The organism is Comamonas sp. SCN 65-56 (assembly GCF_001724135.1).
Lineage (GTDB): Bacteria > Pseudomonadota > Gammaproteobacteria > Burkholderiales > Burkholderiaceae_C > Comamonas_C.
Genome location: NZ_MEDS01000015.1, coordinates 1 through 24,327 on the forward strand (window position 1 = coordinate 1; position 24,327 = coordinate 24,327).

The 24,327-nt window shown below is 66.5% G+C and carries 20 protein-coding genes; 16 read left to right on the top strand and 4 right to left on the bottom strand.

What is annotated here, in order from left to right; genetic code table 11:
- The coding region (locus tag ABS45_RS09955) for a DNA gyrase modulator (RefSeq protein WP_291555341.1) at positions 1–687 on the bottom strand (687 nt) is incomplete at its 3' end.
- A gap of 88 nt (positions 688–775) precedes the next feature.
- Here ABS45_RS09955 and yjgA point away from each other — a divergent pair.
- Together yjgA and mog are read left to right on the top strand one after the other, a co-directional pair.
- The gene (gene yjgA, locus ABS45_RS09960) at positions 776–1,276 is read left to right on the top strand and encodes a ribosome biogenesis factor YjgA (protein ID WP_291555343.1); all 501 of its coding nucleotides are present in this window, start codon (positions 776–778) and stop codon (positions 1,274–1,276) included.
- 28 nt (positions 1,277–1,304) lie between these two features.
- On the top strand, positions 1,305–1,904 hold the full coding sequence (gene mog, locus ABS45_RS09965; RefSeq protein WP_291555345.1) for a molybdopterin adenylyltransferase: 600 nt from the start codon (positions 1,305–1,307) through the stop codon (positions 1,902–1,904).
- Between the two features lie 8 nt (positions 1,905–1,912).
- Here mog and ABS45_RS09970 read toward each other — a convergent pair whose 3' ends face one another.
- Positions 1,913–4,120, bottom strand: a complete 2,208-nt coding sequence (locus ABS45_RS09970) for a bifunctional (p)ppGpp synthetase/guanosine-3',5'-bis(diphosphate) 3'-pyrophosphohydrolase (RefSeq protein WP_291555400.1) — start codon at positions 4,118–4,120, stop codon at positions 1,913–1,915.
- A 122-nt stretch (positions 4,121–4,242) separates the two neighbouring features.
- On the opposite strand from ABS45_RS09970, the gene ABS45_RS09975 reads away from it, so the two are divergent.
- Positions 4,243–5,010, top strand: coding sequence for a M90 family metallopeptidase (locus ABS45_RS09975; RefSeq protein ID WP_291555347.1), 768 nt, complete (start codon positions 4,243–4,245; stop codon positions 5,008–5,010).
- 216 nt (positions 5,011–5,226) lie between these two features.
- Complete coding sequence (locus ABS45_RS09980) at positions 5,227–6,600, top strand: TIGR03013 family XrtA/PEP-CTERM system glycosyltransferase (RefSeq protein WP_291555349.1); 1,374 nt, start codon at positions 5,227–5,229, stop codon at positions 6,598–6,600.
- Between the two features lie 69 nt (positions 6,601–6,669).
- Here the strand turns inward: ABS45_RS09980 and ABS45_RS09985 are convergent, their stop codons facing one another.
- Together ABS45_RS09985 and ABS45_RS09990 are read right to left on the bottom strand one after the other, a co-directional pair.
- Positions 6,670–7,713, bottom strand: a complete 1,044-nt coding sequence (locus ABS45_RS09985; protein ID WP_291555402.1) for an SDR family oxidoreductase — start codon at positions 7,711–7,713, stop codon at positions 6,670–6,672.
- 26 nt (positions 7,714–7,739) lie between these two features.
- Positions 7,740–9,020, bottom strand: a complete 1,281-nt coding sequence (locus tag ABS45_RS09990; protein ID WP_291555350.1) for a nucleotide sugar dehydrogenase — start codon at positions 9,018–9,020, stop codon at positions 7,740–7,742.
- 348 nt (positions 9,021–9,368) lie between these two features.
- On the opposite strand from ABS45_RS09990, the gene ABS45_RS09995 reads away from it, so the two are divergent.
- The 12 genes from ABS45_RS09995 to ABS45_RS10050 all read left to right on the top strand — a co-directional run bounded on the left by ABS45_RS09995 (position 9,369) and on the right by ABS45_RS10050 (position 24,326).
- Positions 9,369–9,968 carry an XrtA/PEP-CTERM system exopolysaccharide export protein gene (locus tag ABS45_RS09995; RefSeq protein ID WP_291555353.1) on the top strand — a complete coding sequence of 200 codons (600 nt, stop codon included), beginning with the start codon at positions 9,369–9,371 and terminating at the stop codon, positions 9,966–9,968.
- Positions 9,969–10,034: 66 nt separating this feature from the next.
- Positions 10,035–11,627, top strand: a complete 1,593-nt coding sequence (locus ABS45_RS10000) for an XrtA system polysaccharide chain length determinant (protein ID WP_291555355.1) — start codon at positions 10,035–10,037, stop codon at positions 11,625–11,627.
- A 9-nt stretch (positions 11,628–11,636) separates the two neighbouring features.
- Positions 11,637–12,629 carry a chromosome partitioning ATPase gene (locus ABS45_RS10005; protein WP_291555356.1) on the top strand — a complete coding sequence of 331 codons (993 nt, stop codon included), beginning with the start codon at positions 11,637–11,639 and terminating at the stop codon, positions 12,627–12,629.
- A gap of 10 nt (positions 12,630–12,639) precedes the next feature.
- Positions 12,640–14,199: a TIGR03016 family PEP-CTERM system-associated outer membrane protein gene (locus tag ABS45_RS10010; protein ID WP_291555357.1), complete on the top strand. Its 1,560-nt coding sequence runs from the start codon at positions 12,640–12,642 to the stop codon at positions 14,197–14,199.
- Positions 14,200–14,202: 3 nt separating this feature from the next.
- Positions 14,203–15,255 carry an XrtA/PEP-CTERM system-associated ATPase gene (locus ABS45_RS10015; protein ID WP_291555358.1) on the top strand — a complete coding sequence of 351 codons (1,053 nt, stop codon included), beginning with the start codon at positions 14,203–14,205 and terminating at the stop codon, positions 15,253–15,255.
- 220 nt (positions 15,256–15,475) lie between these two features.
- Positions 15,476–17,449 (top strand): asparagine synthase (glutamine-hydrolyzing), encoded by a 1,974-nt coding sequence (gene asnB / locus ABS45_RS10020; protein WP_291555360.1) that lies wholly within the window; start codon positions 15,476–15,478, stop codon positions 17,447–17,449.
- 15 nt (positions 17,450–17,464) lie between these two features.
- Positions 17,465–18,997, top strand: a complete 1,533-nt coding sequence (locus ABS45_RS10025) for a class I adenylate-forming enzyme family protein (protein ID WP_291555361.1) — start codon at positions 17,465–17,467, stop codon at positions 18,995–18,997.
- A gap of 41 nt (positions 18,998–19,038) precedes the next feature.
- Complete coding sequence (locus ABS45_RS10030; RefSeq protein WP_291555362.1) at positions 19,039–19,293, top strand: acyl carrier protein; 255 nt, start codon at positions 19,039–19,041, stop codon at positions 19,291–19,293.
- A 29-nt stretch (positions 19,294–19,322) separates the two neighbouring features.
- Complete coding sequence (gene nadE, locus ABS45_RS10035; protein WP_291555363.1) at positions 19,323–20,354, top strand: NAD(+) synthase; 1,032 nt, start codon at positions 19,323–19,325, stop codon at positions 20,352–20,354.
- On the top strand, positions 20,354–21,244 hold the full coding sequence (locus tag ABS45_RS10040; RefSeq protein WP_291555364.1) for an alpha/beta hydrolase: 891 nt from the start codon (positions 20,354–20,356) through the stop codon (positions 21,242–21,244). Before nadE ends, ABS45_RS10040 begins: the two co-directional genes overlap by 1 nt.
- Positions 21,241–23,382, top strand: coding sequence for an alpha/beta fold hydrolase (locus ABS45_RS10045; RefSeq protein WP_291555365.1), 2,142 nt, complete (start codon positions 21,241–21,243; stop codon positions 23,380–23,382). Before ABS45_RS10040 ends, ABS45_RS10045 begins: the two co-directional genes overlap by 4 nt.
- Positions 23,379–24,326: a hypothetical protein gene (locus ABS45_RS10050; protein ID WP_291555366.1), complete on the top strand. Its 948-nt coding sequence runs from the start codon at positions 23,379–23,381 to the stop codon at positions 24,324–24,326. Before ABS45_RS10045 ends, ABS45_RS10050 begins: the two co-directional genes overlap by 4 nt.
- Position 24,327 lies beyond the last annotated feature (1 nt).

Sequence of the window (24,327 nt, forward strand, 5' to 3'; positions counted from 1 at the left end):
CCGCTCGGCCGCATAGCGCCCGAGCGCCTCGGGGTCGGCCAGCCGCGCCGGATTGCAGTGCGACGAGTACCAGTCGTCGCGCTGCATCTCGCCGCGTCGCCGTGCGATGGGCGCGCAGGCGATCGAATGGCGGCTGTAGCGATAGCCGCCCGCGAAACCCAGCGTGTTGGCCGCGACGAAGTGCCCGTGGCTCACCGTGACCGACGCGCCCTCCGAATTGACGATCGCCGGCGAGGTGTCGAACGCCGCGCGCTCGGCGCGCCGTGCGATCTCCACCGCCTCGTCGACCGTGACCGGCCACTGGTGGAACACCTTCAGGTCGGGCTGCGAGGTGGCCAGCGTATCGACGTCGGGCAGCCCGGCGCACGGATCCTCGGCGGTGAAGCGCGCGATCTGCCAGGCCGCGTTCACCGTCTCGCGCAGCGCCGCCGGCGAGAAATCGGTGGAACTGGCATGCCCCATCCGCTGGCCCGAATACACGGTGATGCCGAGCCCCTTGTCGCGGTTCTGCTCGATCGTCTCGATGCGCCCCTTGCGCACGTTCACCGACAGGCCGCTGTTCTCGGACACGTCGACGGCGGCGCCGCTGGCGCCGAACTCGCGCGCGAAGGCGAGCGCCGCCTCGGCGATCTCGCGCAATCGCGCCTGGTCGTACTCGAACATCGTTTCGCGGGCTTTCGTGGACATGCGGTGCGTGTGTCGGCGAAACCGGCAGCAAGCCGCGCCGGCCATGGGGAGCCGGGTATCATAGCAGCGCCGTTCCGCCTCCCCTGCCATGCGCGCCCGAGCCCGAGATCCCCAGCGCACCGAAGAGCCCAGCAAGTCGCAGCGCAAGCGTGAGATGCTCGCGCTGCAGGCGCTCGGCGAGAGCCTGCTGGCGCTGGAGGACGAGCGCCTGGAGCGCCTGCCGGTCACTCCCGAGCTGATCGACGCGGTGCGCACCGCGCGCGCGATCCGCGCCCACGAAGGACGGCGACGCCAGCTGCAATACATCGGCCGGCTGATGCGCGAGATCGACGCCGACGCATTGCGCGATGCACTGTCCGACGAAACACGCGAGCACCGGGTGGCCACCGCGGTGATGCACGCCGCCGAACGATGGCGCGAGCGCATTCTCGCCGACGATCAAGCGTTCGACGACTGGCTTGCGAAATACCCCGACACCCGCGAGAGTCTCGAGCCGCTGGTGCCGCGCGCGCGCGGCGAACTGGCCACCGGCGGCCCCGGGCGCGCGTTTCGCGAGATCTTTCGCAAGATCCGCGACCGGCTCGCCTGAGTCCGCCCTCACGAGGAGAACCACCGCAATGACCGACTCCACCCGCCCGACCCGCATCGGACTCGTGTCGATCAGCGACCGGGCCTCGCAAGGCGTCTACCAGGACCAGGGCGTTCCGAGCCTGCAGGAGTGGCTGGCCAGCGCCCTCACGAGCCCCTGGGAACCGGTGGTGCGGCTGATCCCCGACGAGCGCGCACAGATCGAGCGCACCCTCGTCGAACTGGTCGACCAGGAAGGCTGCAGCCTCGTGCTCACCACCGGCGGCACCGGCCCCGCCCCGCGCGACGTGACCCCCGACGCGACGCTTGCGGTGGGCGATCGCGAGATGCCCGGCTTCGGCGAGCAGATGCGGCAGATCAGCCTGAACTTCGTGCCCACCGCGATCCTCTCGCGCCAGGTCGCCGTCGTGCGCAGCCGTGCGCTGATCGTCAACCTGCCCGGCCAGCCCAAGTCGATCCGCGAAACCCTCGAAGGCCTGAAGGACGCCGACGGCCGCCAGAAAGTGCACGGCATCTTCGCCGCCATTCCCTACTGCCTCGACCTGATCGGCGCCCCGTACCTCGAGACCAACGAAGCCGTCTGCAAGGCGTTCCGCCCCAAGTCCGCCCAGCGCCCCTCCCCCGCCTGAAACCGCGCTCAGCGCCGCCGCGCCTGGATGACGCCGTTCACTTCGCGGACGGCAGAGAGCGTGCGGGCCAGTTGGCCGGCGTCGGGCACTTCGACGGTGAAGCGCATGCTGGCCACCTGCTGCCGCGACAAGGTCTGCACCGCCGTCACGTTCAGCCGATCCCGCGCGAACACCTCGGTGATGTCGCGCAGCAGCCCCGGCCGATCGTTGGCCCGCACCTCGACGTCGGCCGGGAACCGCCGCGGGCGCCCGTCGGTGCCGCCGCGCAGCGCCTCCTCGCCCCACGCGGTCTCGATCACCCGCTCGGGAGCACGATCGGCCATCCGCGCGAAGGTCGCGCAGTGCTCGCGGTGCACCGATACGCCGTGACCCTTGGTGACGAAACCCACGATCGCATCCGGCGGCACCGGCCTGCAGCATCGCGCCAGCTGCGTCATCAGCGAGTCGATGCCGACCACCAGCACGCCGTCGCCGCGGCCGCCCGCCTCGCGCGCTCGCCGGCGCGGCGCGACGATCGCGGGCTGCTCGGGCACGGCGGCGGGCGCGGTCCCGGCCGCCGCGGCCGCGGGGCCGCGCACCGCCTCCTCGAGCTGGCGCACGCCGACCTCGTCTCGCGCCACCGCGACGAACATCGGCCCTGCCGCTTCGAACCCCAGTCGGCGCGCCAGTTCCTCGAACGCCAGCGCGGTGCGCCCCTCGCGCTGCAGCACCCGCTCGACCCGCTCGCGGCCCGCCGCAGTGTCACGCTCGAGCTCGAGCGCGTTGAACCACTGGCGCACCTTGTTGCGGGTGCGCGGGCTGCGCACGTAGCCGAGCTGCGGGTTGAGCCAGTCGCGCGACGGCCCCTCGTGCCCGGTCTCCTTCGCGGCGACGATCTCCACCGTCTGGCCGCTCTGCAGCGCGGTGTTCAGCGGCACCATGTGGCCGTCGACCCGCGCGCCGCGGCAGCGATGCCCGAGGCTGGTGTGCACGTGATAGGCGAAGTCGATCGGCGTGGCGCCCGCCGGCAGTTCGATCACCCTCGCCTGCGGCGTGAGTACGTAGATGCGCTCCTCGACTGCGGGCTGCGCCGTCGGCTGGCCCGCCTGCGCGCTGCCCAGCGCCTGCCCGACCTCGCGCTGCCAGGCGAGCAGCTGGCGCATCCAGGCGATCTGCTCGTCGTGCCCCGCCCCGGCGGCCGCACGCCCGCCGCGCGCCGGCGTGCCCCCGGCGCCCTCCTTGTAGCGCCAGTGCGATGCGACCCCGTACTCGGCGAAGCGGTGCATCTCGCGGGTGCGGATCTGAACCTCCAGAGGCCGCCCGTCGTCGGCCAGCACCACCGTGTGCAGCGAGCGGTAGCCATTGGGCTTGGGCCGCGCGATGTAGTCGTCGAATTCCTGCGGCACCTGCGTCCAGATCGCGTGGACGATGCCCAGCGCGGTGTAGCACTGCGCGACCGTGTCGACGATCACCCGCAGCCCGCGCAGGTCGCTGATCTCGTCGAGCGCGCGCCGCTTGCTGCGCATCTTGTTGTAGATGCTGTACAGGTGCTTCGGCCGACCGCTCACTTCGGCGCGCAGCCCGGCCGCGGCCAGCTCGGCACGCAGCCGCTGCATCGCCGCCTCGACGAAGGCCTCGCGCGCGGCGCGGCGCTCCTCGAGCTGGCGCGCGAGCTCGCGATAGGTGTCCGGGTCGAGAAAGCGGAACGCGAGATCTTCGAGTTCCCACTTGAACTGCCAGAGGCCGAGGCGGTTGGCCAGCGGCGCCAGCACTTCCAGGGTCTCGCGCGCGATCGCCGCATCGGGCGGGCGGCGCTGCGCCGCGTGATAGCGCAGCGTGTGCAGCCGCGACGCCAGCCGCAGCAGCACCACGCGGATATCGACCGCCATCGCGAGCAGCATCCGGCGCAGCGTCTCCGCCTGTCCGTTGGCCGCCGCGCCCGGCGCCGAATGCAGTTCGCGGAGTCGCTGGATCTGCCGCATCCCCTCGACCAGCCGCGCGACCTCGTCGCCGAACTGCGCGCCGATGTCGCGCAGCGGCAGGCGATCGGCCGGGGAGATCAGCGCCGCCGCCTCGAGCACCGCCCCGTCGACGCCCAGTTCGCGCAGGATCTCGATGGTCGCCCGGGCATGGTCGACGTAACGCTCGCCGCTGCGCCCGGTCGCATCGCCGGCGCGCTCGTGCATCCACGCGAGCGCCCGCTGCGCCGCATCTTCCTGCGCGGCGCCTGCCTGCATTTCCGTCCCGCCGACGACGGCCGGTTGCGTGCCCATTCGTCCAGCCTCGCGCTTGATCGATTCGCTGCCCGCAGCCGATTATAGGCAGGCGCGCCGCGCCCCCGAAGCTCCCTGGACCCTCGATGCTGCGAAAACTGCTGGGCCTTTCCCGACCCGAGCCGATCGATGCCGCGCAATGGCAGCGCGTCGCGACCGACCTGCCGTTTCTCGACCATCTCGACGAGGCCGAGCGCGGGCTGCTGAAGAGGCAGTGCGAGGCCTTCCTCGCCGCCAAGCAGTTCAGCGGCGCCGCCGGCTTCGTGGTCGACGACGACGTGCGCATCGCGATCGCACTGCAGGCCTGCCTGCCTCCCGACCGCTTCGTCGCCCCGCGCAAGCAGGTCGACGACGCCGGCGTGGTCCACGAGTACGACGACGAACTGGCCGGCGAGGCGATGCAGGGCGGCCCGGTGGTGCTGTCCTGGCCCGACGCCGACCCCACCGCCGGCCACGTGGGCTACAACGTGGTGATCCACGAATTCGCCCACAAGCTCGACATGCTCGACGGCTCGCCCGACGGCGCGCCGCCGCTGCCCGGCGCCATGCGCGAGCGTTGGGCACGCACGATGACCGATGCCTATGAAGATTTCTGCATGAGGGTCGACCGCATCGAGGCGGCGATTCCGCGCCACGTCGACCCCGAATCCGCGGCCGCCGACGCCTGGTACGAGCGCCTGCCGCTCGACCCCTACGCGGCCACCGACCCCGGCGAGTTCTTCGCAGTGACCGCCGAGACCTTCTTCACCGCGCCGCAGGCGCTCGCGCATGCCTACCCGGCGCTGTATGCACTGTTTCGCGACTATTTCCGCCAGGACCCCTTGACAAGCGCCCTCGGCTCGCGGTCGCGCTGAAGCGCAACCTTGCGCGAAATCATGGCGCGTCGATCGGGGGGATGCACGGATTCCCGGACTCGCCTATCCTTGGTGCTCCGGCGGTTCGGACGCAGTGCAGCCGCAACAGGCGAGGCACATCGTGCTGAATGTCACGACGGCGCAATCGCCGGCGTGCCAACATGCGAGACAGGCATCAGCTGCCGCCTCCGGGCGCAACGGTCTCCGAAGCAATACATGATTCGCATCTTCAATCACTACCTGTCGCTTCGCCTCCTGCTGCTGACGCTGCTCGAGACGATGGTGTTGTTCCAGGCGATGGTGCTCGGCTTCGAGATCCGTTTCCTGAACCAGTCGGTCCCGCTGCCGTTGCTGCCGGCGGGACTGTTCACCGTCGTCATGCTCTTGATGATGGCCGGGCTGGGTCTGTACCAGGCGCAGGCCGAGCCATTCCGGGTCACGATCCAGCGATTGGTCGTCGCATACGGCCTGACGCTGATGCTGTTGAGCGTCGTCTTCTATCTGTTCCCCGATACCTATGTCGGGCGCGGCGTGTTCGCGTTCACCTCGGTTTTCGCCGTGGCCGGCGTGCTCGTGATCCGGATCATGTTCTTCCGCGTCACCGATATCGGGTTGCCCAAGCGCCGGGTGCTGGTGCTGGGCAATGGAGACGAGGCCGAAGAAGCGATTCGCTTCATGCACGCAGCGGGGATGGGACGCTCAATCCAGTACGCGGGCCTGTATCCGGTGGTCCAGGGGCGAGAGGCACCCGAGAGCGGGCAGCATATCAACCATGAACACCTGCTGCGGACCGTGAAAGACCTTCGCGTCTCCGAAATCGTGCTCGCGGTTCGCGAACGTCGCGGCGGGGTACTACCGCTGCGTCAATTGCTCGACTGCAAGCTCAAGGGCGTGAAGGTGATGGATCTCACCTCGTTCTACGAACGCGAGCTGGGGGTGCTGAAGGTCGACAACCTGCGGGCGAGTTGGCTGATCTTCAGCCAGGGCTTCGACCAGGGTCTGTTGCGAGACATCATCAAGCGCTCGTTCGACCTCCTGGCCAGCCTCGTGCTGTTTCTGCTGACCTTTCCGATCCTCGCACTCGCGATGCTGGCGATCCTGCTCGAAAGCGGCCGGCCGATCTTCTATCGCCAGGAGCGTGCCGGACAGGGCGGCGTGCCATTCATGATCCTGAAGCTCCGCACAATGGTGCAGGACGCCGAAAAGGACGGGCAGCCGCGCTGGGCGGGCCAGAACGACGCGCGCATCACCCCGGTAGGCCGGTTCCTGCGGCGCACGCGAATCGACGAGCTGCCTCAACTCATCAACGTCTTGCGCGGCGACATGAGTTTCGTCGGCCCGCGCCCCGAGCGCCCGTTCTTCGTGCGCCACCTGATCGAGGACATTCCCTACTACGACGTACGCCACAGCGTGAAGCCGGGTGTCACCGGCTGGTCGCAAGTGCGCTATCCGTATGGCGCGTCGGTCGAGGATGCACGCGCCAAGTTGCAGTACGACCTCTACTACGTCAAGAACCACTCGTTGTTCCTGGATCTCCTCATCCTTCTCGACACGATCCAGGTCGTGCTGCTCGGCAAGGGCGCCAGATAGCAGGTCGCACCCGCAAGTCGCGGCACCGGCACCGGTGATCGTCGTTCGCGTGTCGTCGTGGCAACGAGCTCAGGCGAGGCTCTTCACATACCAGTCCAGCGCTTCGTCGAGTCCTGCAGCGACCCGATGCGTGGGCACGTACCCCAGCAGAGCCCGCGCCTTGCTCACATCGGCGAGCGAATGGCGGACGTCGCCTTCACGGAAATCCCGGTAGTTCGGACTGACGTCACGCACGCGCGGCGTCGAAGCCGCAAGCCGATCCCGGATCGCAATGAACAATTCGTTCAGCGACAGGCGTTCGCCGCAGGCAACGTTGAAGACCTCGTGGCTGGGCGTCGAATCCCCCGAAGATTCCGGAAATAGCGCGGCCCGCAGGTTCGCCTGCACCGCATTCGCCACGTAGCAGAAGTCCCGGCTCGTCTCTCCGTCACCGTTGATGTAGACCGGGTCGCCGCGCAGCATCGCAGCAATCCAGCGCGGAATCACGGCGGCGTAGGCACCCGCCGGATCCTGTCGCGGTCCGAACACGTTGAAGTACCGGAGCCCGGCACACCTCATGCCGTAAGTCCTGGCGAACACGTCGGCGTATATCTCGTCGACGAGCTTCGTCGCTGCGTAAGGCGAAAGCGGCTTGCCTATGCTCGCCTCGATCTTGGGCAATCCCGGGTGGTCTCCGTAGACCGAGCTCGACGACGCATAGACGAATCGCTTCACGCCCGACATTCGCGCTGCGTCCAGCATGTTCACGAAGCCATCGACGTTCGACACGTGGGTCGCAAGCGGCTGGGCGATCGACCGGGGCACGGAACCGAGTGCCGCCTGATGCAGAACGAAATCGACGCCCGCGCAGGCCTCCTGGCAGCAATGCGAGTCGCGGATGTCGCCTTCGATGAAGCGGTAGCGCGCCGAATCCGCCTCGCCGACCGCGCTCCGGACATCGTCGACATTGCGTCGGTGGCCGGTCGCGAAGTTGTCGAGCCCGATGACCTGCTGGCCCGAGCGCAGCAGCGCCTCGACCAGGTTCGAACCGATGAAGCCGGCAGCTCCGGTCACCAACCAGCGATACCGGCCTCCGATCGCCGGCATGCCTCCTTCGGGCGTCCGGGCCCCCATGTCGCGCGGCGCCATCGACGGGTCACTCATAGCCGCCACACCCGGTAGCCGCGTCGCTCGAGCGCCATCCGGTCGAACGAGCCCTTGACGTCGACGAACACTCCCGAAGCAACCAGTTTTCCAACGAGCCTGTCGAGCGGGAAATCGCGGTAGACCTGGTGCGCCACAGCCGCGACGATGGCGTTGGCAACCGGCAGGTCGTCCCATTGCGCAAGCTCCACGCCGTATTCGCGCCGCGCCTCGTCGGGATCGGCAACGGGGTCGTGCACCCGCACATCGGCTCCATACGAACGCAGTTCGTGGATCACGTCGATGACGCGTGAATTGCGCAGGTCCGGAACGTTCTCCTTGAACGTGAGTCCCAGGACGATGATCGGCGCGCCGTTGATCGTGAATCCCTTCCGGATGAGGGCCTTGACCGTCTGCTCGGCGACGAACTTGCCCATGCCGTCGTTGATGCGACGACCGGCGAGGATCACCTGTGGCGAGTAACCCAGCGTGTCGGCCTTGTAGGTGAGGTAGTACGGATCGACGCCGATGCAGTGCCCGCCGACCAGACCAGGCCGGAACGGCAGGAAGTTCCATTTGGTGCCGGCGGCCTCCAGCACTTCCAGCGTGTCGATGCCGATCCGCTCGAAAATGATCGAGAGTTCGTTCATCAGGGCAATGTTCAGGTCGCGCTGGGTGTTCTCGATCACCTTGGCAGCTTCGGCAACCTTGATGGAACTGGCGCGATGGACGCCTGCCGCGACGACCGTCTCGTAGAGCCTTGCGACGCTTTCGAGCGTCTCCGCATCGTCGCCCGACACCACCTTCGTGATCGTGGCGAGCGTGTGGGCCTTGTCACCGGGATTGATCCGCTCCGGGGAGTATCCGACGTGGAAATCTTTCTTCCATTTCATCCCCGAATGCGCTTCCAGAACCGGGATGCAGACTTCCTCGGTCGCCCCGGGGTAGACCGTCGACTCGAAGACGACGATCGCGCCCTTCTTCATGTAGCGCCCGACCGTTTCGCTCGCCCCGATCATCGGACCGAAGTCGGGCATGTGCGCACGATCGATCGGCGTCGGCACGGCTATCACGTGGAAGTCGGCCTCTGCAATGCCCGCCGGATCGGCGGTCACGACAAGGTGCCGGGCAGCGCGAAACTGCTCCGCAGATACCTCGCCTGTGGCGTCGTGGTGTTTCTTGATATTCTCGATCTTCTCGGCGGACAGGTCGAAGCCGATGGTCCGATAGTGGCGCCCGAACTCGACTGCCAGTGGCAGTCCGACGTAGCCCAGGCCGATTACGGCAACAGTTGTCATGTTTCCTCGATTGCAGCGACGAATGCGTCTCGCGAATCCGATCGACGGTTCGCTGTCGATGCAAGAATACCCTGCAACGGATTCGCTTTCAGGAACAAGTTGCGGGTTTTGCGCCCGCAGGCGTCATGCGACAGGGATACGCGCCGCCCGATGCGATCGGGTGGCGCGGACGTGCGCTCGAAGCATCGAGCATCTCTGCGGATCGTCAATAAATGGTGTCGGAATTCCTGTACATTGACGACCCGATTCGAGACTCTGTCCGCATGCGGTCCGATCCACGCGCGGCGGTTCCCGTTGTCCGCGAATCGAGGCCTTGACCCTAAACCCGTCTATAGCCGGAGAACAGACTTGAAAGTCCGCATCGGTCTCCTCGCCCTGGTTGCCTCGCTGTTGGCGGCATGCGCCTCGACCCTGCCCGAGGCCCCCAAGCAGGCTGCCCAGGCCGACTACAAGTACCTGATCGGGCCAGGCGACATTCTGAATATCAACGTCTGGCGCAATCCCGAGCTCACGGCCAACGTTCCGGTTCGACCCGACGGTCGGATCACCATCCCGCTCGTCGAAGACATGGTGGCCATCGGCAAGGATCCCACTGCGCTGGCGCGCGAGATCGAGGCCGCGCTGCACAAGTTCATCCAGGATCCAATCGTCACGGTCGTCGTGGCCACAGCTGGCGGAGGTTCCTCGCAACAGGTTCGCGTCGTAGGCCAGGCGGCCCGCCCGACGACCCTCCCCTATCGCCAGAACATGACTCTGCTCGACGTCATGATCGCGGTCGGCGGCCTGACCGATTTCGCAGCCGGAAACCGGGCGGTCCTCGTTCGGGGACGCGAAGACAACAAGGCGTACAACGTCAGGCTCGACGACCTGATCAAGCGCGGCGACGTCGGCGCGAACATCCAGGTCCTGCCCGGGGACGTCATCATCGTCCCGGAAAGCTGGTTCTGACCCGCCGCGTCGCGCCGCAAGCGCCCACGGCCTTCCCGGGCGTCCTCTACTCAACGGATGCAGCAGATGAAGTCGCTCGCACTGCCTGAGCAGATCGCACAGGTCAAGACCCTGCTCGATGGCGCCTGGAGATTTCGCTGGAGCGCCCTGATCGCCGCCTGCGGCCTCAGTGTCGCTGGCGCAGCGCTCACGGCCCTCATTCCTGATCGCTACGAAGCCTCCGGACGCGTTTATGTCGACACGGAGTCCATCCTCAAGCCCCTCATGCAGGGTCTCGCGGTGCAGCCTGACGTGAACACGCAGGTTCAGATGATGGCGCGCACGCTCCTGTCGAGGCCGAACCTCGAACAGATCATGCGCGCCGCATCGCTCGACGAACTGGCTCGCGACGATCGCGAGCGCGAGAAGGTCATCGACACGCTCTTCAAGCGGATCGAGTTGCGCGCTGCGGGAGGGGGGGCCGGCAACAACCTGTACTCGATCGTCTACCGCCACGAGGATCCAGCCAAGGCGCAGACTGTCGTTCAGACCCTGCTGGACATATTCGTTCAGTCGAGCGTCGGCGGCAAGCGCCGCGACTCCCAGGAGGCTCTCCGGTTCATCGATTCGCAGCTGCGCGAATACGAGAAGCGCCTGCTTGACTCGGAGGATGCGCTCAAGAGCTTCAAGATCGCCAATCAGGGAATGATGCCCAACCTCGAACAGGGGTACGTCGCGCGGCTCAACCAGCTCGAGGATCAAGCGCGCCAGGCCAGGCTCGAATTGCGGCAAGCCGAGAATGCACGCACGGCGATCCAGCAGCAGGTCGCCCAGGAACCCCCGATGATCGAGCGTGCCGATGCTGTCGGGATCATCGCGTTGTCGCCACCCACACCGAACGAGCTGGACCTTCGTATCGAGGCGCAGCGCAAGCGCCTGGACGACTTGCGGCTCCGTTTCACGGAGCAGCACCCCGATGTCGTGGGCACGCAGCGGGTCCTTGCCCAGCTCGAAGCCCAGCGCAAGGAAGAGCTTCGGGCGAAAGGGAAGGATCCCCAGGAGGCCGGCAGCCGGTCGACCCTGGTTCCCAATCCCGTCTATCGCGAACTGCGCCTTTCGCTGACCAATGCCGACGCACAGGTCGCGTCGCTGCGGACACGCGTGTCCGATCTCGAAGGACGTCTCGCCGAGGCGCGCAAGGTCATGCAGGAGATTCCCAAGGTAGAGGCCGAGTACACCCAGCTCACGCGTGACTACAACACGAACAAGCAGGCCTACGAGGATCTCCTGAAGCGCCGGGAGACCGCGCAGATCTCCGGAGAGATGGAGTCGACGGCGCGGGTCGCCGAGTTCCGGGTCGTCGATCCGCCGCGGGTGACCCGGACGCCCGTTTCGCCGAATCGCCCGTTGATGCTCGCACTCGTTCTGTGTCTGTCGCTGGGCGGTGGCGCCGCGCTCGCGGTGGCACGGGACCAGATCAACCCGACGTTCATCGACGGGCGGACCTTGCGTCGCATCACGGGAGCACCATTGCTCGGCGGCGTCACGCTGGTGCGCGACGCGGCCGCAATGGCCCGCGCGAGATTCGAGAACATCATGTTCGCATTCAGCGGTGCAGGTCTCGTGCTCGTCTTCGGCGCGGCCATCGGCTACTTCGCATTGCGCCACCTGGTCCAGTAGGGGCACCGAATGAACCTGATCGAACGTGCCGTCAGCCTGCTCCCCAAGACGCCCGACGAACGCTCCATCGCCGGAACGCAGGCGCAGACTCGAGCCGGGAGTGCCACCAGCGATGACCCGCGGCCCCCGACGATCGAGCGACTCGTCGAACGTCTGGCAGAGCACACGGCGGGCTCTCCGGACGGCGGGTTGGCCAACCACGCAACGAACCCGGACACTTCGCTGCGAGCCGCACCCGCAGTACCGGCGCGGATGCCCGAGCCCTTGATCATCGACATCGAGAGACTGAGTCAGCGCGGCTTCATCACGCCATCGGGGCTTCGGACCCGCACGTGGGACGAGTTCCGGGTCATCAAGCGGCCGCTGCTCGAAAACGCGTTCGGCAAGGCCGGGCGCCCGGCCGCGAAGAATGGCCGACGTCTCATGATCACGAGCGCGTATCCCCGTGAGGGCAAGAGCTACTGCGCGATCAACCTCGCGATGAGCATCGCGCTCGAGCGCGACCAGAGGGTCCTGCTCATCGACACCGACGTCGCACGACCGTCCCTGCTGGAGGAGTTCGGGATTCCCCCGATCGCAGGCGTCATGGACTGGCTGATCGACGGATCGCCCGATCTGGCCGAACTCGTTCGCCCAACCAACGTCGAGCGCCTGTCGTTGTTGCCATCGGGTCGCCTCGACACACACTCCACCGAGTATCTGGTCGGCGCCTCGATGACCCAGCTGCTCGCCCGGCTCGACGCGACCTTTCCGGATCACATCCTGATCTTCGACTCGCCGCCCCTGCTCGTCACGACCGAAGCGCAGGCACTCGCGAGACATATGGGGCAGGTTGCCCTGGTCGTGGAAGCCGGCAAGACACCGCAGTCCGCAGTCACGGAGGCCTTGCACTTGTTGCAGCCATGCGACATCATTGGCACTGTCCTCAACAAGATTCCCAATGCCAAGTCGAGCGCGCGATCAGGATACGGATATGGGTATAGTCAGGGCGAAGGTCCGTAGAGTCCCGCCGATGAAAGCCTGCCCCGGTCCGCGAGAGTTCGTAACCGGCGCTCTCGTCCTCATCTTCGGTGTTCATGGCGCCGCGTCGTTCGCGCAGGGCGCCCAGGGAGTGCAGCCGCCGGGGCCAGCCGCTGCTGCGGAAGCCCGCCCCCAGTTGCCGTCGGGCTTCCACCCCGGCGTCCGCACGTTCGTCTCGCTGACGGACAACATCTTCCTCGAACCCGATACCACGAAGAACGGCGGCACCTTCGTCGAGGTTTCACCCTATCTGTCGGCACGCGGCTATTCCCCGCGTGGCGCCTACAGCCTCGACTACCAGCTCCGGAACTTCTGGTTGCCCACCGAGGGAGAGTCCTCGCTCGCCAGGCACGAACTCAACGGAGCCGGTCGATTCGCCCTCGTGGGAGACCGCATCTGGCTCGATGCGTTGGCCTATTCGGGCAGTGTGTCGACGTCCGCAACGGGCCCCGTGGCCATCGATCCCGGGGCAGCGTTCGTCAATCGCGGCTCGTATCGCCGCCTCGAACTGTCTCCCTACCTTCTGACGCGCTCCGATCGAACCACGTACGAATTGCGCTACCGCGTCGCAACGACTGGCGGCAGCGCAAGCGAAGCGCTTGCCAGGCTCGACCAACGCGTCTCGGCAAGCGCGGGTACTCTTGCGGACCCGGGCGGTCTGTGGAACTGGGGAGTCGCGGGCGAGACGCAACGACGCGAATTCAGCCAGGACATCACGCTCGACAGGCAGATCGCCACCGGGACCCTCGGCTATCGCGTCGTGCCGAACGTCCGTGTTCTCGGAACGCTCACCTGGGAACGCATCGAAGGTCTTTTCAATTCCCGAGGCGAGGACTCAGGCTTCGGGCCCGGCGCAGGCATCGAGTGGACACCCAGTGCCAGGTTGCGCGCCACCGCGAGTTACGGCCACCGCTATTACGGCCCGGTGGGGGCGGCCCGGATCACCTATACTGCCGGCCGCAGCACACTCGGATTCGAGTTTGATCGGGCCATCAACACCGATTCGCGCCTGTCGCTGGGCACGCTGGACGCCGCGTCGCTGACTGGTGCAAGCCTCACGCTGCCCAATTCGATCGTCAACGCGCTGGCCGCCCAGGGCCTGACTCCGAGCGTGCAGAACGCAATCGCCCAGGGATTCATGACCGATGCGGCGGTCCTCGGGAAGCGAACCGCACTGTTCTACGGACTGCAGGGCATTCACCATGCCATCACCCTGACTGCCTTCATGCTGGACGAAAGCTCGACCGGGCAGGCGGCGGCAATTCCCGGCGCCTTCGTGGGCGACCAGGTCATCTATGGTTTCGCTGCTCGCTACCTGCGCAGATTCGGTGCACGCACCACCGTGACGCTCGGGGGCGATGCTCGCCAGACGCGCTCGGACAGCGGAGGCTACCGAACCGACCTGTACTCCGCGCTGCTGGAGTTCCAGAGCAGCCTCACCCGCACCTCCGCAGTCGTAGGAGGCCTCAGGTTTACTGCGCAACGCGGCGACGGCGCGACGGTCATCTACGATCAGGCTCTGGCATACGGCGGCCTCGACTTCAGGTTCTGAGGCATGTATGAATCCTTTTTCAAGCTGACTGGCAAACCGTTCCAGCTCAGCCCGGACCCCGATTTCTACTTCGGCAGTCGAGGCCATCGTCGGGCGATGGCCTATCTGGAGTACGGGCTCCACCAGGGAGAGGGTTTCATCGTGGTCACCGGCGAGATCGGCGCCGGCAAGACGACCCTGGTCAGGAAGCTGCTTCGCACCCTGCCGGGAGACCGGATCGTTCCGGTCCAGATCGTCACCACCCAGCTCGACGAGGACAATCTGCTCAGGCTGGTCGCAGCGTCTTTCGGGCTGCAGGCCGATGCGGACAAGTCTGCCACCCTGATCAGGCTCGAGCAGTTCCTGCAGAAGCTCAACAGCGAAGGCCGCAGGGCGCTTCTCATCGTCGACGAGGCCCAGAACCTCGGCCCGCGCGCGGTGGAGGAGCTACGCATGCTCAGCAATTTCCAGATCGGGCCACGTTCGGGTCTCCAGACCTTCCTGATCGGGCAGCCAGAGCTGCGCGACCTGATGCAACGGCCCGAAATGCGGCAGCTCAAGCAGCGTATCGTTGCCGCCTACCACCTGGGACCGCTCGATGAGCAGGAAACCCGCCGCTACGTCGAGCACCGTCTGGCGCATGTCGGTTGGTGCGACGACCCGGCCTTCGACGATGCGGTGTTTGCGCGAATTCACGCCCTCACGAGCGGAATCCCCCGGCGCATCAATCTGCTGGCCGACCGGCTCCTGCTATTGTGCTTTCTCGGCCAATCGCACCGGCTCACCGTCGAGATGGTCGACGAAGTGGCTGACGAACTCGCGCTGGAAGTCGGCCCACGCGCCGGGTTCATGCGGCACGCCGGCGACGAGCAACGAGCGAACGCGTCTTCCACTTCCCTGGCGCCGGTCGAGGACGCGAGAATGCCCTTGGCTGACGCGTCGTTGACCGAGCGTCTGAAGTCCGTCGAAGAGCGCCTTTCGCTGCTGGAGAGTACGATCGCGGTCGCCTATCAGACCCTGAAGAGGCTGGTCGGAGACCGGGGTGCGACACCTGGCGAAGATTCGACCGGACCCTGACGCCCAGGGCAAGGTCGAAGGCTTCCCGCTTGCCGGGGATGGCGGGGTATTACCGGCTGTGGCGTGCCGTTACCATATCGGCGGCAGCGTGCGGCAATACTTCCTGTCCCGGTAGCGCGCTTTGCGCCAGACTTCCGCTCCAGTGGCGCGTTCGTGCTTGCGTCACGGAGATCTTGTCGTCCAGGCCCATCACTCCGACTGACGCAGGAAGGTCCGATCGATGTGCGGCATCGCCGGAATACTGAGCAGCATGAACAGGGCGCGCCCGGATCGCGCCGAGCTGCATTCGATGGTTGCAGTGCTTGGCCATCGCGGTCCGGACGGCTCGGGGTTCCATCTGGATGGCCCCGTGGGCCTCGGCCATGCGCGCCTGAGCATCATCGACATGGAGAGCGGCGACCAGCCGATCCACAACGAAGATCGCACCGTCTGGGTGGTTCTCAATGGCGAGATATTCAACTACGTCGAGTTGCGCGACAGCCTCATGTCCGAAGGACACGGCTTCTACACGCAGTCGGACACCGAGGTGATCGTGCACCTCTACGAGCGTCATGGGGACCGCTTCGTCGACTTCCTGAACGGGCAGTTCGCGATCGCGCTCTGGGACGCCACGAGGAAGCGTCTGATCCTTGCGCGGGATCGCACCGGGATGCGGCCGCTCTTCTACGCGCAGTCGGGCGATAGACTGTACTTCGCCTCCGAGGTCAAGGCACTGCTGCTGAACCCGGAGATCCCCCGGCGCCTCGATCCTGTCGCCTTGGCGCAAACCTTCACGTTCTGGGCACCGCTCGAATCACAGTCAGCGTTCGAGGGCATCCACTCATTGCCGCCCGGGCACACGCTGACCGCAGAGGCAGGCCGGACCCGCCTCTGCCGGTACTGGGACTGGACGTTTCCCGATGAAACGCCCGGTCGTGCACGCACGCCGGACGACGCGGCCGAGGAGCTGCGCGCGATCCTGATCGACGCCGTCCGGCTGCAACTCCGGGCAGACGTACCCGTCGGCGCCTACCTGAGCGGGGGCCTGGACTCGTCGATCATCACGACGGTGATCCGGAACTGCACGCAAACCCCGTTGCGGACGTTCTCCGTGACCTTCGAGGATGCGGAGTTCGACGAAGCTCCCTACCAGCGCGCCCTGAGCCAGCGCCTCGGTACTTCGCATACGGAGGTCATGTGCAGGCGCTCGGACATCGCCGAGATGTTCCCGCGGCTCGTGTGGCACGTCGAGACGCCCATCCTGCGCACCGCGCCCGCGCCGCTCATGATGCTTTCCGGGCTGGTCCGCGCGAGCGGCTACAAGGTGGTCCTGACCGGCGAAGGCGCCGATGAGGTGTTCGCAGGCTACGACATCTTCAAGGAAGCGAAGATCCGGCGTTTCTGGGCCAGGCAACCTGCCTCGTCGATCCGTCCCCGGCTGTTCGAGCGGCTCTACCCCTACCTGCGGCACTCGCCTTCCGCGGGCGGCGCCTTTACGCGGAGCTTCTTCGGGCAGGGGATGGAAGGCGCGGGAGAGCCGTGCTTTGGCCACCGCCCGCGCTGGACGACGACCCAGCGCATCCTGCGCTATCTGGCACCCGACATGCGCTCCCGCATCGGGGCCTACGATCCGGTAGCCGCATTCGAACGGACACTGCCCTCGTCGATCGGGCGATGGGCCCCGCTCGCCCGCGACCAGTACGTCGAGGCCCACACTCTGCTGTCGGGGTACCTGTTGAGCGCCCAGGGCGACCGAGTCGCGATGGCCAACTCGATCGAGGCTCGTTACCCGTTTCTCGACCATCGCCTGATCGAGTTCGCAAGCACGCTCCCCCCCGGATTCAAGCTCAGGGGCCTGGCCGAGAAGGCGATCCTCAAGGACGCGTTCCGCGACATGGTGCCCGAAGCGATCCGGCGCCGCACCAAGCAGCCCTACCGCGCGCCGGACAGCGCCAGCTTCTTCAGCGACGGCAAGCCGTGCGACTACGTGGCCGACCTGTTCAGCGAAGCGCGCATCCGGGAAGCGGGTTACTTCGCTCCCCGCGCCGTCGCCCAGCTCTTCGAGAAGTGTCGCAAGGGGAACGCGATCGGCTTCGCGGACAACATGGCTTTCGTCGGTGTCCTGTCGACCATGCTGCTGCACGAATCGCTGGTACGCACCCTGCCAACCCCCGACAGCGCACCGGCGCGGACTGCGGAAACGCTGGCGCACTGAGAAGGGTCGAGTCTCATGCTTGTGCACCAGTTGTTCGACGATGCCCTCGCCCGAACCCCCGAGAAGTGCGCGCTGGTCTTCGAGGGGCGCCGCCTCAGCTACAGGCAGTTGCACCGTCTCTCCGATGCGCTGGCCGTGCTGCTGCAGCGCAACGGGCTGCGCCGCGGAGATCGAGTCGCGGTCATGCTGGAGAACTCGGCCGAGTTCGTGGTCAGCCTGATCGGCATCCTCAAGGCCGGTGGAGTGCTGATGCCGGTCAATCCCCTGACCCGGCCGGCGAAGCTCGCCTACCTCCTGCAGGATGCCGAGGCAGTGGCGCTGATCACCCAGCGATCCCTGGCGGAGTGCTTCGAGCCGGCGCTCGCCCGCAGCGCAGCCTTGCGACTGTGCGTGGTGGTTGGCGGGTCGGAAGGCCTGTCCGCCGCTCCCCTCTATCTCCCGTTCCCGGACGAAACAGATCCGGAAGGTCGGGCTCCGCTGCCGGCGCACTCGATCGACCAGGACCTGGCGAGCCTCATCTACACGTCCGGATCGACGGGGGAACCCAAGGGCGTGATGCTCACGCACGCCAACATGGTTGCCGCCGTCCGTTCGGTTCTTGGCTACCTGCCTTTGCAGGAGGCCGACGTCGTCTTCAGCGTCCTGCCGATGGCGTTCAGCTACGGGCTCTACCAGGCGATCCTGTGCCTCACGGTCGGCTGCCGCCTGGTGCTCGAGCGCTCGTTCGCATTTCCGGCACAGGCGCTCGCCCTGATGATTGGCGAGCGCGCAACCGTCTTCCCCGGGGTGCCGTCCATCTTCGCGATCCTGACCGGACTGCACTCCCTGCAGGATCATGCGCTGGGGACGGTTCGCATCCTGACCAGTGCGGCCGCCGCACTCCCCGTGGAGACCATTGCGAGACTGCGGCGCGCGTTTCCCAACGCCAGGATATTCTCGATGTACGGCATGACAGAATGCAAACGCATCTCGTTCCTTCCGCCGGAGGACATCGACGTGCGACCTGCGAGCGTCGGAAAGGGGATGCCGAACCAGGACCACTGGCTCGTCGACGACCAAGGCTGCCGCCTGGCCGGACCCGCAGTCGGAGAACTGGTCGTGCGCGGCAGCCATGTGATGCTCGGCTACTGGAAGAAGCCGCTCCAGACTGCGCAGAGGCTCCGGCCCGGCATGCTCCCGGGCCAGTCGGTGCTGCACACGGGCGACCTCTTTCGCCAGGACGCGGACGGCTATCTCTACTTCGTCGCCCGCAAGGACGACATCATCATGACCCGGGGCGAGAAAGTGAGCCCGCGCGAGGTCGAGGACGCCCTTCACGAGCTCGACGGTGTCCTGGAAGCCGCCGTGATCGGGGTTCCGGATCCCATCCTCGGCCAGGCCGTGAAGGCCTTCGTCGTTCTGAAACAGGGGTGCGCGTACGAGAAGCGGTCCGTCGTCAGGCACTGCCTCGGGCGACTGGAAGCCTACATGGTGCCCAAACACGTGGAATTCGTACCCGATCTGCCCAAGACCGACAGCGGCAAGATCAGGAAGATCGACCTTTCGTGAGCACGGAGACGAGCCACATTCCGGTCAACAGGAGAAATACATTGAGCGACATCAAACAGCAAATCAGAACCTTCGTGGTCGACAACTTCATGATCGGCGACGACCCGGCCTCGCTTTCGGACTCCGACTCGTTCACTCGTTCGCACGTGCTCGATTCCACCGGATTCCTCGAACTGGTGTCGTTCCTCGAAAAGGAGTTCGGCGTCGAAGTCGGCGACAACGAACTGACACCCGAAAACCTGGACAGCCTCGACAACCTCGCCCGGTTCCTCTCGCGCAAGGGAGTTGTCGCCTGAAGGCGCGCACCGGATCCGGGAAGACCACCATGACGCGAATCACCGACCTGACGACCGCCCCGACGCCACGCCCGTTCGGCCCGCATGTCCTCGAACTCGACCTGGACGCCGAGGTGCGCAGGATCGCGGCCTGGTTTCTCGATGTGGTGGGCAAGCGGCTGCGTCGCCGGGGAGTCGTCGTGGCCATGTCCGGCGGAATCGACAGCTCGGTGTGCGCCGCGCTCGCGGTCCGTGCCTTCGGTCCGGGACGCGTGCTCGGGCTTCTGCTTCCGGAGCGTGACTCGTCGTCGCTGAGCAGCCAGCTGGGCAGGCGCCTGGCCGATCATCTCGGGATCGAGGCAGTCTGCCAGGACATCGCGCCCACGCTCGAGGCGATCGGCTGCTACCAGTGGCGCGACGACGCAATCCGCTCCGTCGTCCCGGAATACGGGCCAGGATGGAAGAACAAGATCGTCATCGCGGGTGGCACTGCGGGGGTGCCGAACCATTTCCGGCTGATCGCCCAGGATCCGGCTGGCAGCACACGCGACATCCGGCTCCCGGCCAAGGCATACCTGCAGATCGTCGCGGCAACGAACCACAAGCAGCGAATCCGCAAGACGCTCGAGTACTTCCATGCCGATCGACTGCACTATGCCGTGGTCGGCACGCCCAACCGGCTCGAATATGACCAGGGCTTCTTCGTCAAGAACGGGGACGGGTCGGCCGACGTCAAGCCGATCGCGCATCTCTACAAGACGCAGGTCTACGCGCTCGCACGCCACCTCGGGTTGCCGCCCGAGATCTGCGACGCCCGACCGACCACCGACACCTACAGCCTGCCGCAGGGCCAGGACGAGTTCTACTTCGGCCTGCCGTACGAGCAGATGGATCTCGCCCTGTGGGCCCGCAATCACGGAGTGTCCGCCACCGAACTCGCACGCGCACTCGGAACGAGCGAGGAACGAGCAGCCGATGCGTTGCGCGACATCGACAACAAGCGCCGCACGACCGCCTACCTGCATGCGCGCCCGGTGCTGTGCGAGAGCATTGCCGAACTCGGCGAATTCGGGATCGCCTGATGCACTTCGCGCCCCCGACGGTCGAACCTGATCCGGTCGAGCGGCGCCCCGCCGGCGCATTGATCGAGCACCGCGGCTTCCGGCCCAACAAGCGCCGGCAGGCGCTGTTCCATTGCCTGCACGAGGCACCGGGCGCCACGACGGCGTGGCTGTTCTGCAACCCCATGTTCGAAGACAAGGTGTTCAGTCACAGCGCATACGTCAGGCTCGCGCGCCAGCTTGCGCACGCCGGGCACAGCGTGCTTCGCTTCGACTACGAGGGCGATGGCGACAGCGAAGGCGACCTGCGCGCCCTCGCAACCGGCGACTGGATCGACGACATCGCCTGCATGGCCGAGCACCTGCTCGCGAAGACCGGCGCGCAGCGGATCGGGTTGCTGGGCCTGCGCGCGGGCTGCCTGCTCGCTGCGGCGGCCGCGCCCGGACTTCGGGCAAGCCGCCTCGTTCTCGTGGAACCCGTAGTCGACGGAAAGAGGTATCTGCAGGAGCTGCTGCGGGCGAACGTCACGACGCAACTTGCGGTCTACGGAAAGGTGATCGACGCGCGCGAACAGCTTCTCGCTCGCCTGCGCGAAGGGGGGACGATCAGCCTCGGAGGCTTCGAAGTCGAACGGGCACTTGCCGACTCGATTGCGTCGCTGCGACTGGCGGACCTCGTCGGTCGCGCCGGTATCGGTGTCGACATGATCCAGGTCCTTCCCAGGTCTGGCGTGACGCCCCCGGCACTTCCGGCGGACCTGGCCAGCATCCCGCGGCTGTCGCTCCATCAATGCGTGGCGCCGCCTTTCTGGGGCGAATCGAGGGAATACGATGCGGCTCCGGCGGCGCTGTTCGACCTGATCACGGCGCTCGCTCGATCGCATCCGAACGAGGCGGGTTCCATCCGATGATCGAGCAGTGCATCGATTTCGCCGGCCCCGATGGACTGGTGCGCCGCGGTATCGTCTCGAAGCCGACCGACGCTGCGCGTACCGGCGTCGTACTGCTGCCGGCGGGGCTGAAGTATCATGCCGGTCCCCATCGCCTGAACGTCCTTCTGGCACGACGACTGGTCGGGATGGGGTACGTGGTCCTGCGGTTCGACCCTGCGGGCATCGGCGAAAGCGACGGTTCGCTGGGTCCGGCGCCAGTCCGGGCGCTCTGGTCCGGCGTCGAGCACGGACTTTTTTCAGACGACGCTCTGCTGGCCAGTCGGGTGTTGCGCGAACGCTTCGGCGTCTCGTCGATCGTCGCCTGCGGCCTGTGCGGAGGCGCCATCACGGCACAGATCGCGGCTGCATCCGCCCCCGATTCCATCAACGGCGTGATCTCCATTGCTTCGCCCGTGACCACCTCATCCACCGACCAGGAATCCCGATCGATCGGCGAGAAACTCGCCCGGCGAATTCTGCACAGCTACCTGAAAAAGCTCGTGTCCCTGGAAGCGTGGTCGCGACTGTTACGCCGGGAGAGTGACCTGAGAGGCATTGCCGCCACGGTGCGCGTTGCGCTGAGCCCGAGGAAGAACCGGACCGACGGAGCCGACGTCCCCGCGAATTTCAACGCCCTCTACCTGCAATCGTTCGAATCGATTCGCGCGGCCGGCATCCCGCACCTCATGGTCTTCGGCGCCAGCGATAACCGCTGGGTCGAGTTCGACGAGTACGTACTCAAGACCCACCTGCGCGCGCGAACGGAGTGCGAAGATTATTCCATCAGGGTGATTCCAGAGGGCAATCACGAGTTGCAGCAGACGCGTTCCCAGGCGCTGGCGATGTCGCACATCGAACAATGGCTCGCCTCGCGATTTCCCGTGGCAGCCCGGCCTGCGATGATGGAGGACGCGGCGGGACTGACGCCACAGGCGAGGCGGGCTCCCGGCGTGTCCACCGCGGGCGCTGCCGACCGGCAGCCGCGCGCGGGAGTGACACCGAAGCGGATCCTCCTGGTGGTCGACGGCTTCTATCCGAGCACCGGAGGCTCCGAGATGCAGGTCGGGCTGCTCGCCCGTGCATTTCGTGCGCACGGACACGAGGTCACGATCCTGGCGCCCCATCTCGACAAGTCTCTCCCGTTGCGCGACACCGTCGACGACGTGCCGGTCGAGCGGATTCCCTACCCCAGGATCCGCATCCTGGGCGCACTTGTCCTCGACATCCGGTTCATGGCCAGGCTGATCGCGCGCCGGCGGCGCTACGACGCCATCCACGTTCACATGGCGAAGAACCTCGCTGCTGCGGCCGGGCTCATTCGGCCGCTGCTGCCGTCCACCCTTGCCGTGAAGATCTCCGGCGCCTGGGAGTTCGACGGCGGCATCCTCGACCCCGAGCGGCGCACCCGACCGCTGTATCGACTGATCAACGCTTGCGTGAAGCGCGCGGACAACATCCAGTGCGTCAGCGAATACACGCGCCGCCGGCTCCTCGATGCCGGATATCCGGAAGACCGCCTGAGGATGATCCCCAATGCGGTCGACCTCGAGCGCTTCGTTCCGACGCCCATCGGGCAGCGCAAGTGCAAGGCGGTCTTCGTCGGCAGACTGGTACCCGTGAAGGCCCTGCCGATTCTGCTGCAGGCCTGGGCCCGGGCCCGACTGTCTCCCGACGCCATCCTCGAGATCGCGGGCGACGGCCCGGAGCGGGCAAGCCTCCAGGCGCAGTCGCAGGCCCTGGGCGTCGCCGATCGGGTCCGCTTCCTCGGCGAGGTCTCCGACGTGCCGGGCGTGCTGCGTGAGGCCTCCGTATACGTGCAGCCCTCGTATCAGGAAGGCATGCCGAACTCGGTGCTCGAGGCAATGGCCTGCGGGCTGCCGATCGTCGCAAGCCGGGTCAGCGGCAACGAGGATCTCGTCGTGCACGAGCACAACGGCCTGCTCGTGCCGGCCGGCGACCCCGACGCCCTCGCCGCGGCCATCGAGCGTGTGCTCGGCAATCGCGAGCTCGCCCGAAGCATGGGTGAAGCATCGCGCGACTTCGTCGTCGCTCGCTACTCCGTGCCTGCCGTGGTCGCCGAACTCCTGGAATCATACGAAAAGGTCGCCAGACGATGATGCGGGATCGCACCGAGCGCGTACTCTTCCTGATCACGATCGACACCGAATGCGATCACGATCCGGACTGGCGTCGCTCCAGTCCGCTGACGTTTCACTCGATCACGGACGGACTGCCGAACCGGCTGCAACCGGCCTTCGAGTCGGTCGGGGCGATACCGACCTACCTGCTGACGGTCGAGGTCATGGAGGACCCGGCGTCGGTGGCGGCGCTGCGCGCGCTCGAAGGCAGCTACGAATTCGGAACCCACCTGCACGCAGCGTTCGTCGAGCCGTCGAAGAAGCACTACGACTACGCAGGCATCGCCAGTCCGGATTTCCAGTGCCACCTGCCGCCGGAGATCGAGCACGCGAAACTGGCCAACCTGACCGCTCTCTTCGAGCAACGTTTCGGCTACGCGCCAGGAAGCTTCCGGGCCGGACGCTACGGCGCCGGGCCGAAGACCATCGAGTCGCTGGCACGGCTCGGCTATCTCGTGGATACGAGCGTCACGCCCTACCTCCGCTGGCCGCATCCGGACGGTGCCGTCGATTACCGGCGCGCGCCGGAACAGCCCTACGTGCCCTGCACCAGCGACCTTGCCCGTCCCGCCACGGACGGAGTCGGGTCGGTGCTGGAGATTCCCGTCACCATGCAACCGAGGTGGCTGCGTGCGCCGCGATGGCTGCGCCCATGGTTCTCGAGCGCCGACCAGATGAGATCCATCATCGGATACCAGTTGAGACGCCATGCACGGCAGCGCACGGTCGTGCTCAACATGATGTTTCATTCAATGGAAGTCATCCCCAAGGCCAGCCCCTACCCCCAGTCCGAAGACGACGTCCGGCGCTTCATCGACGACATGATGCAGGTGTTGCGATGGTGCCGCGAGCTGGGGATCGAGTTCGCCCGCACTCGCGACGTTCCGGCTCTTCTCGGACGGCGCCCGTCCACCTCCGGGTGAT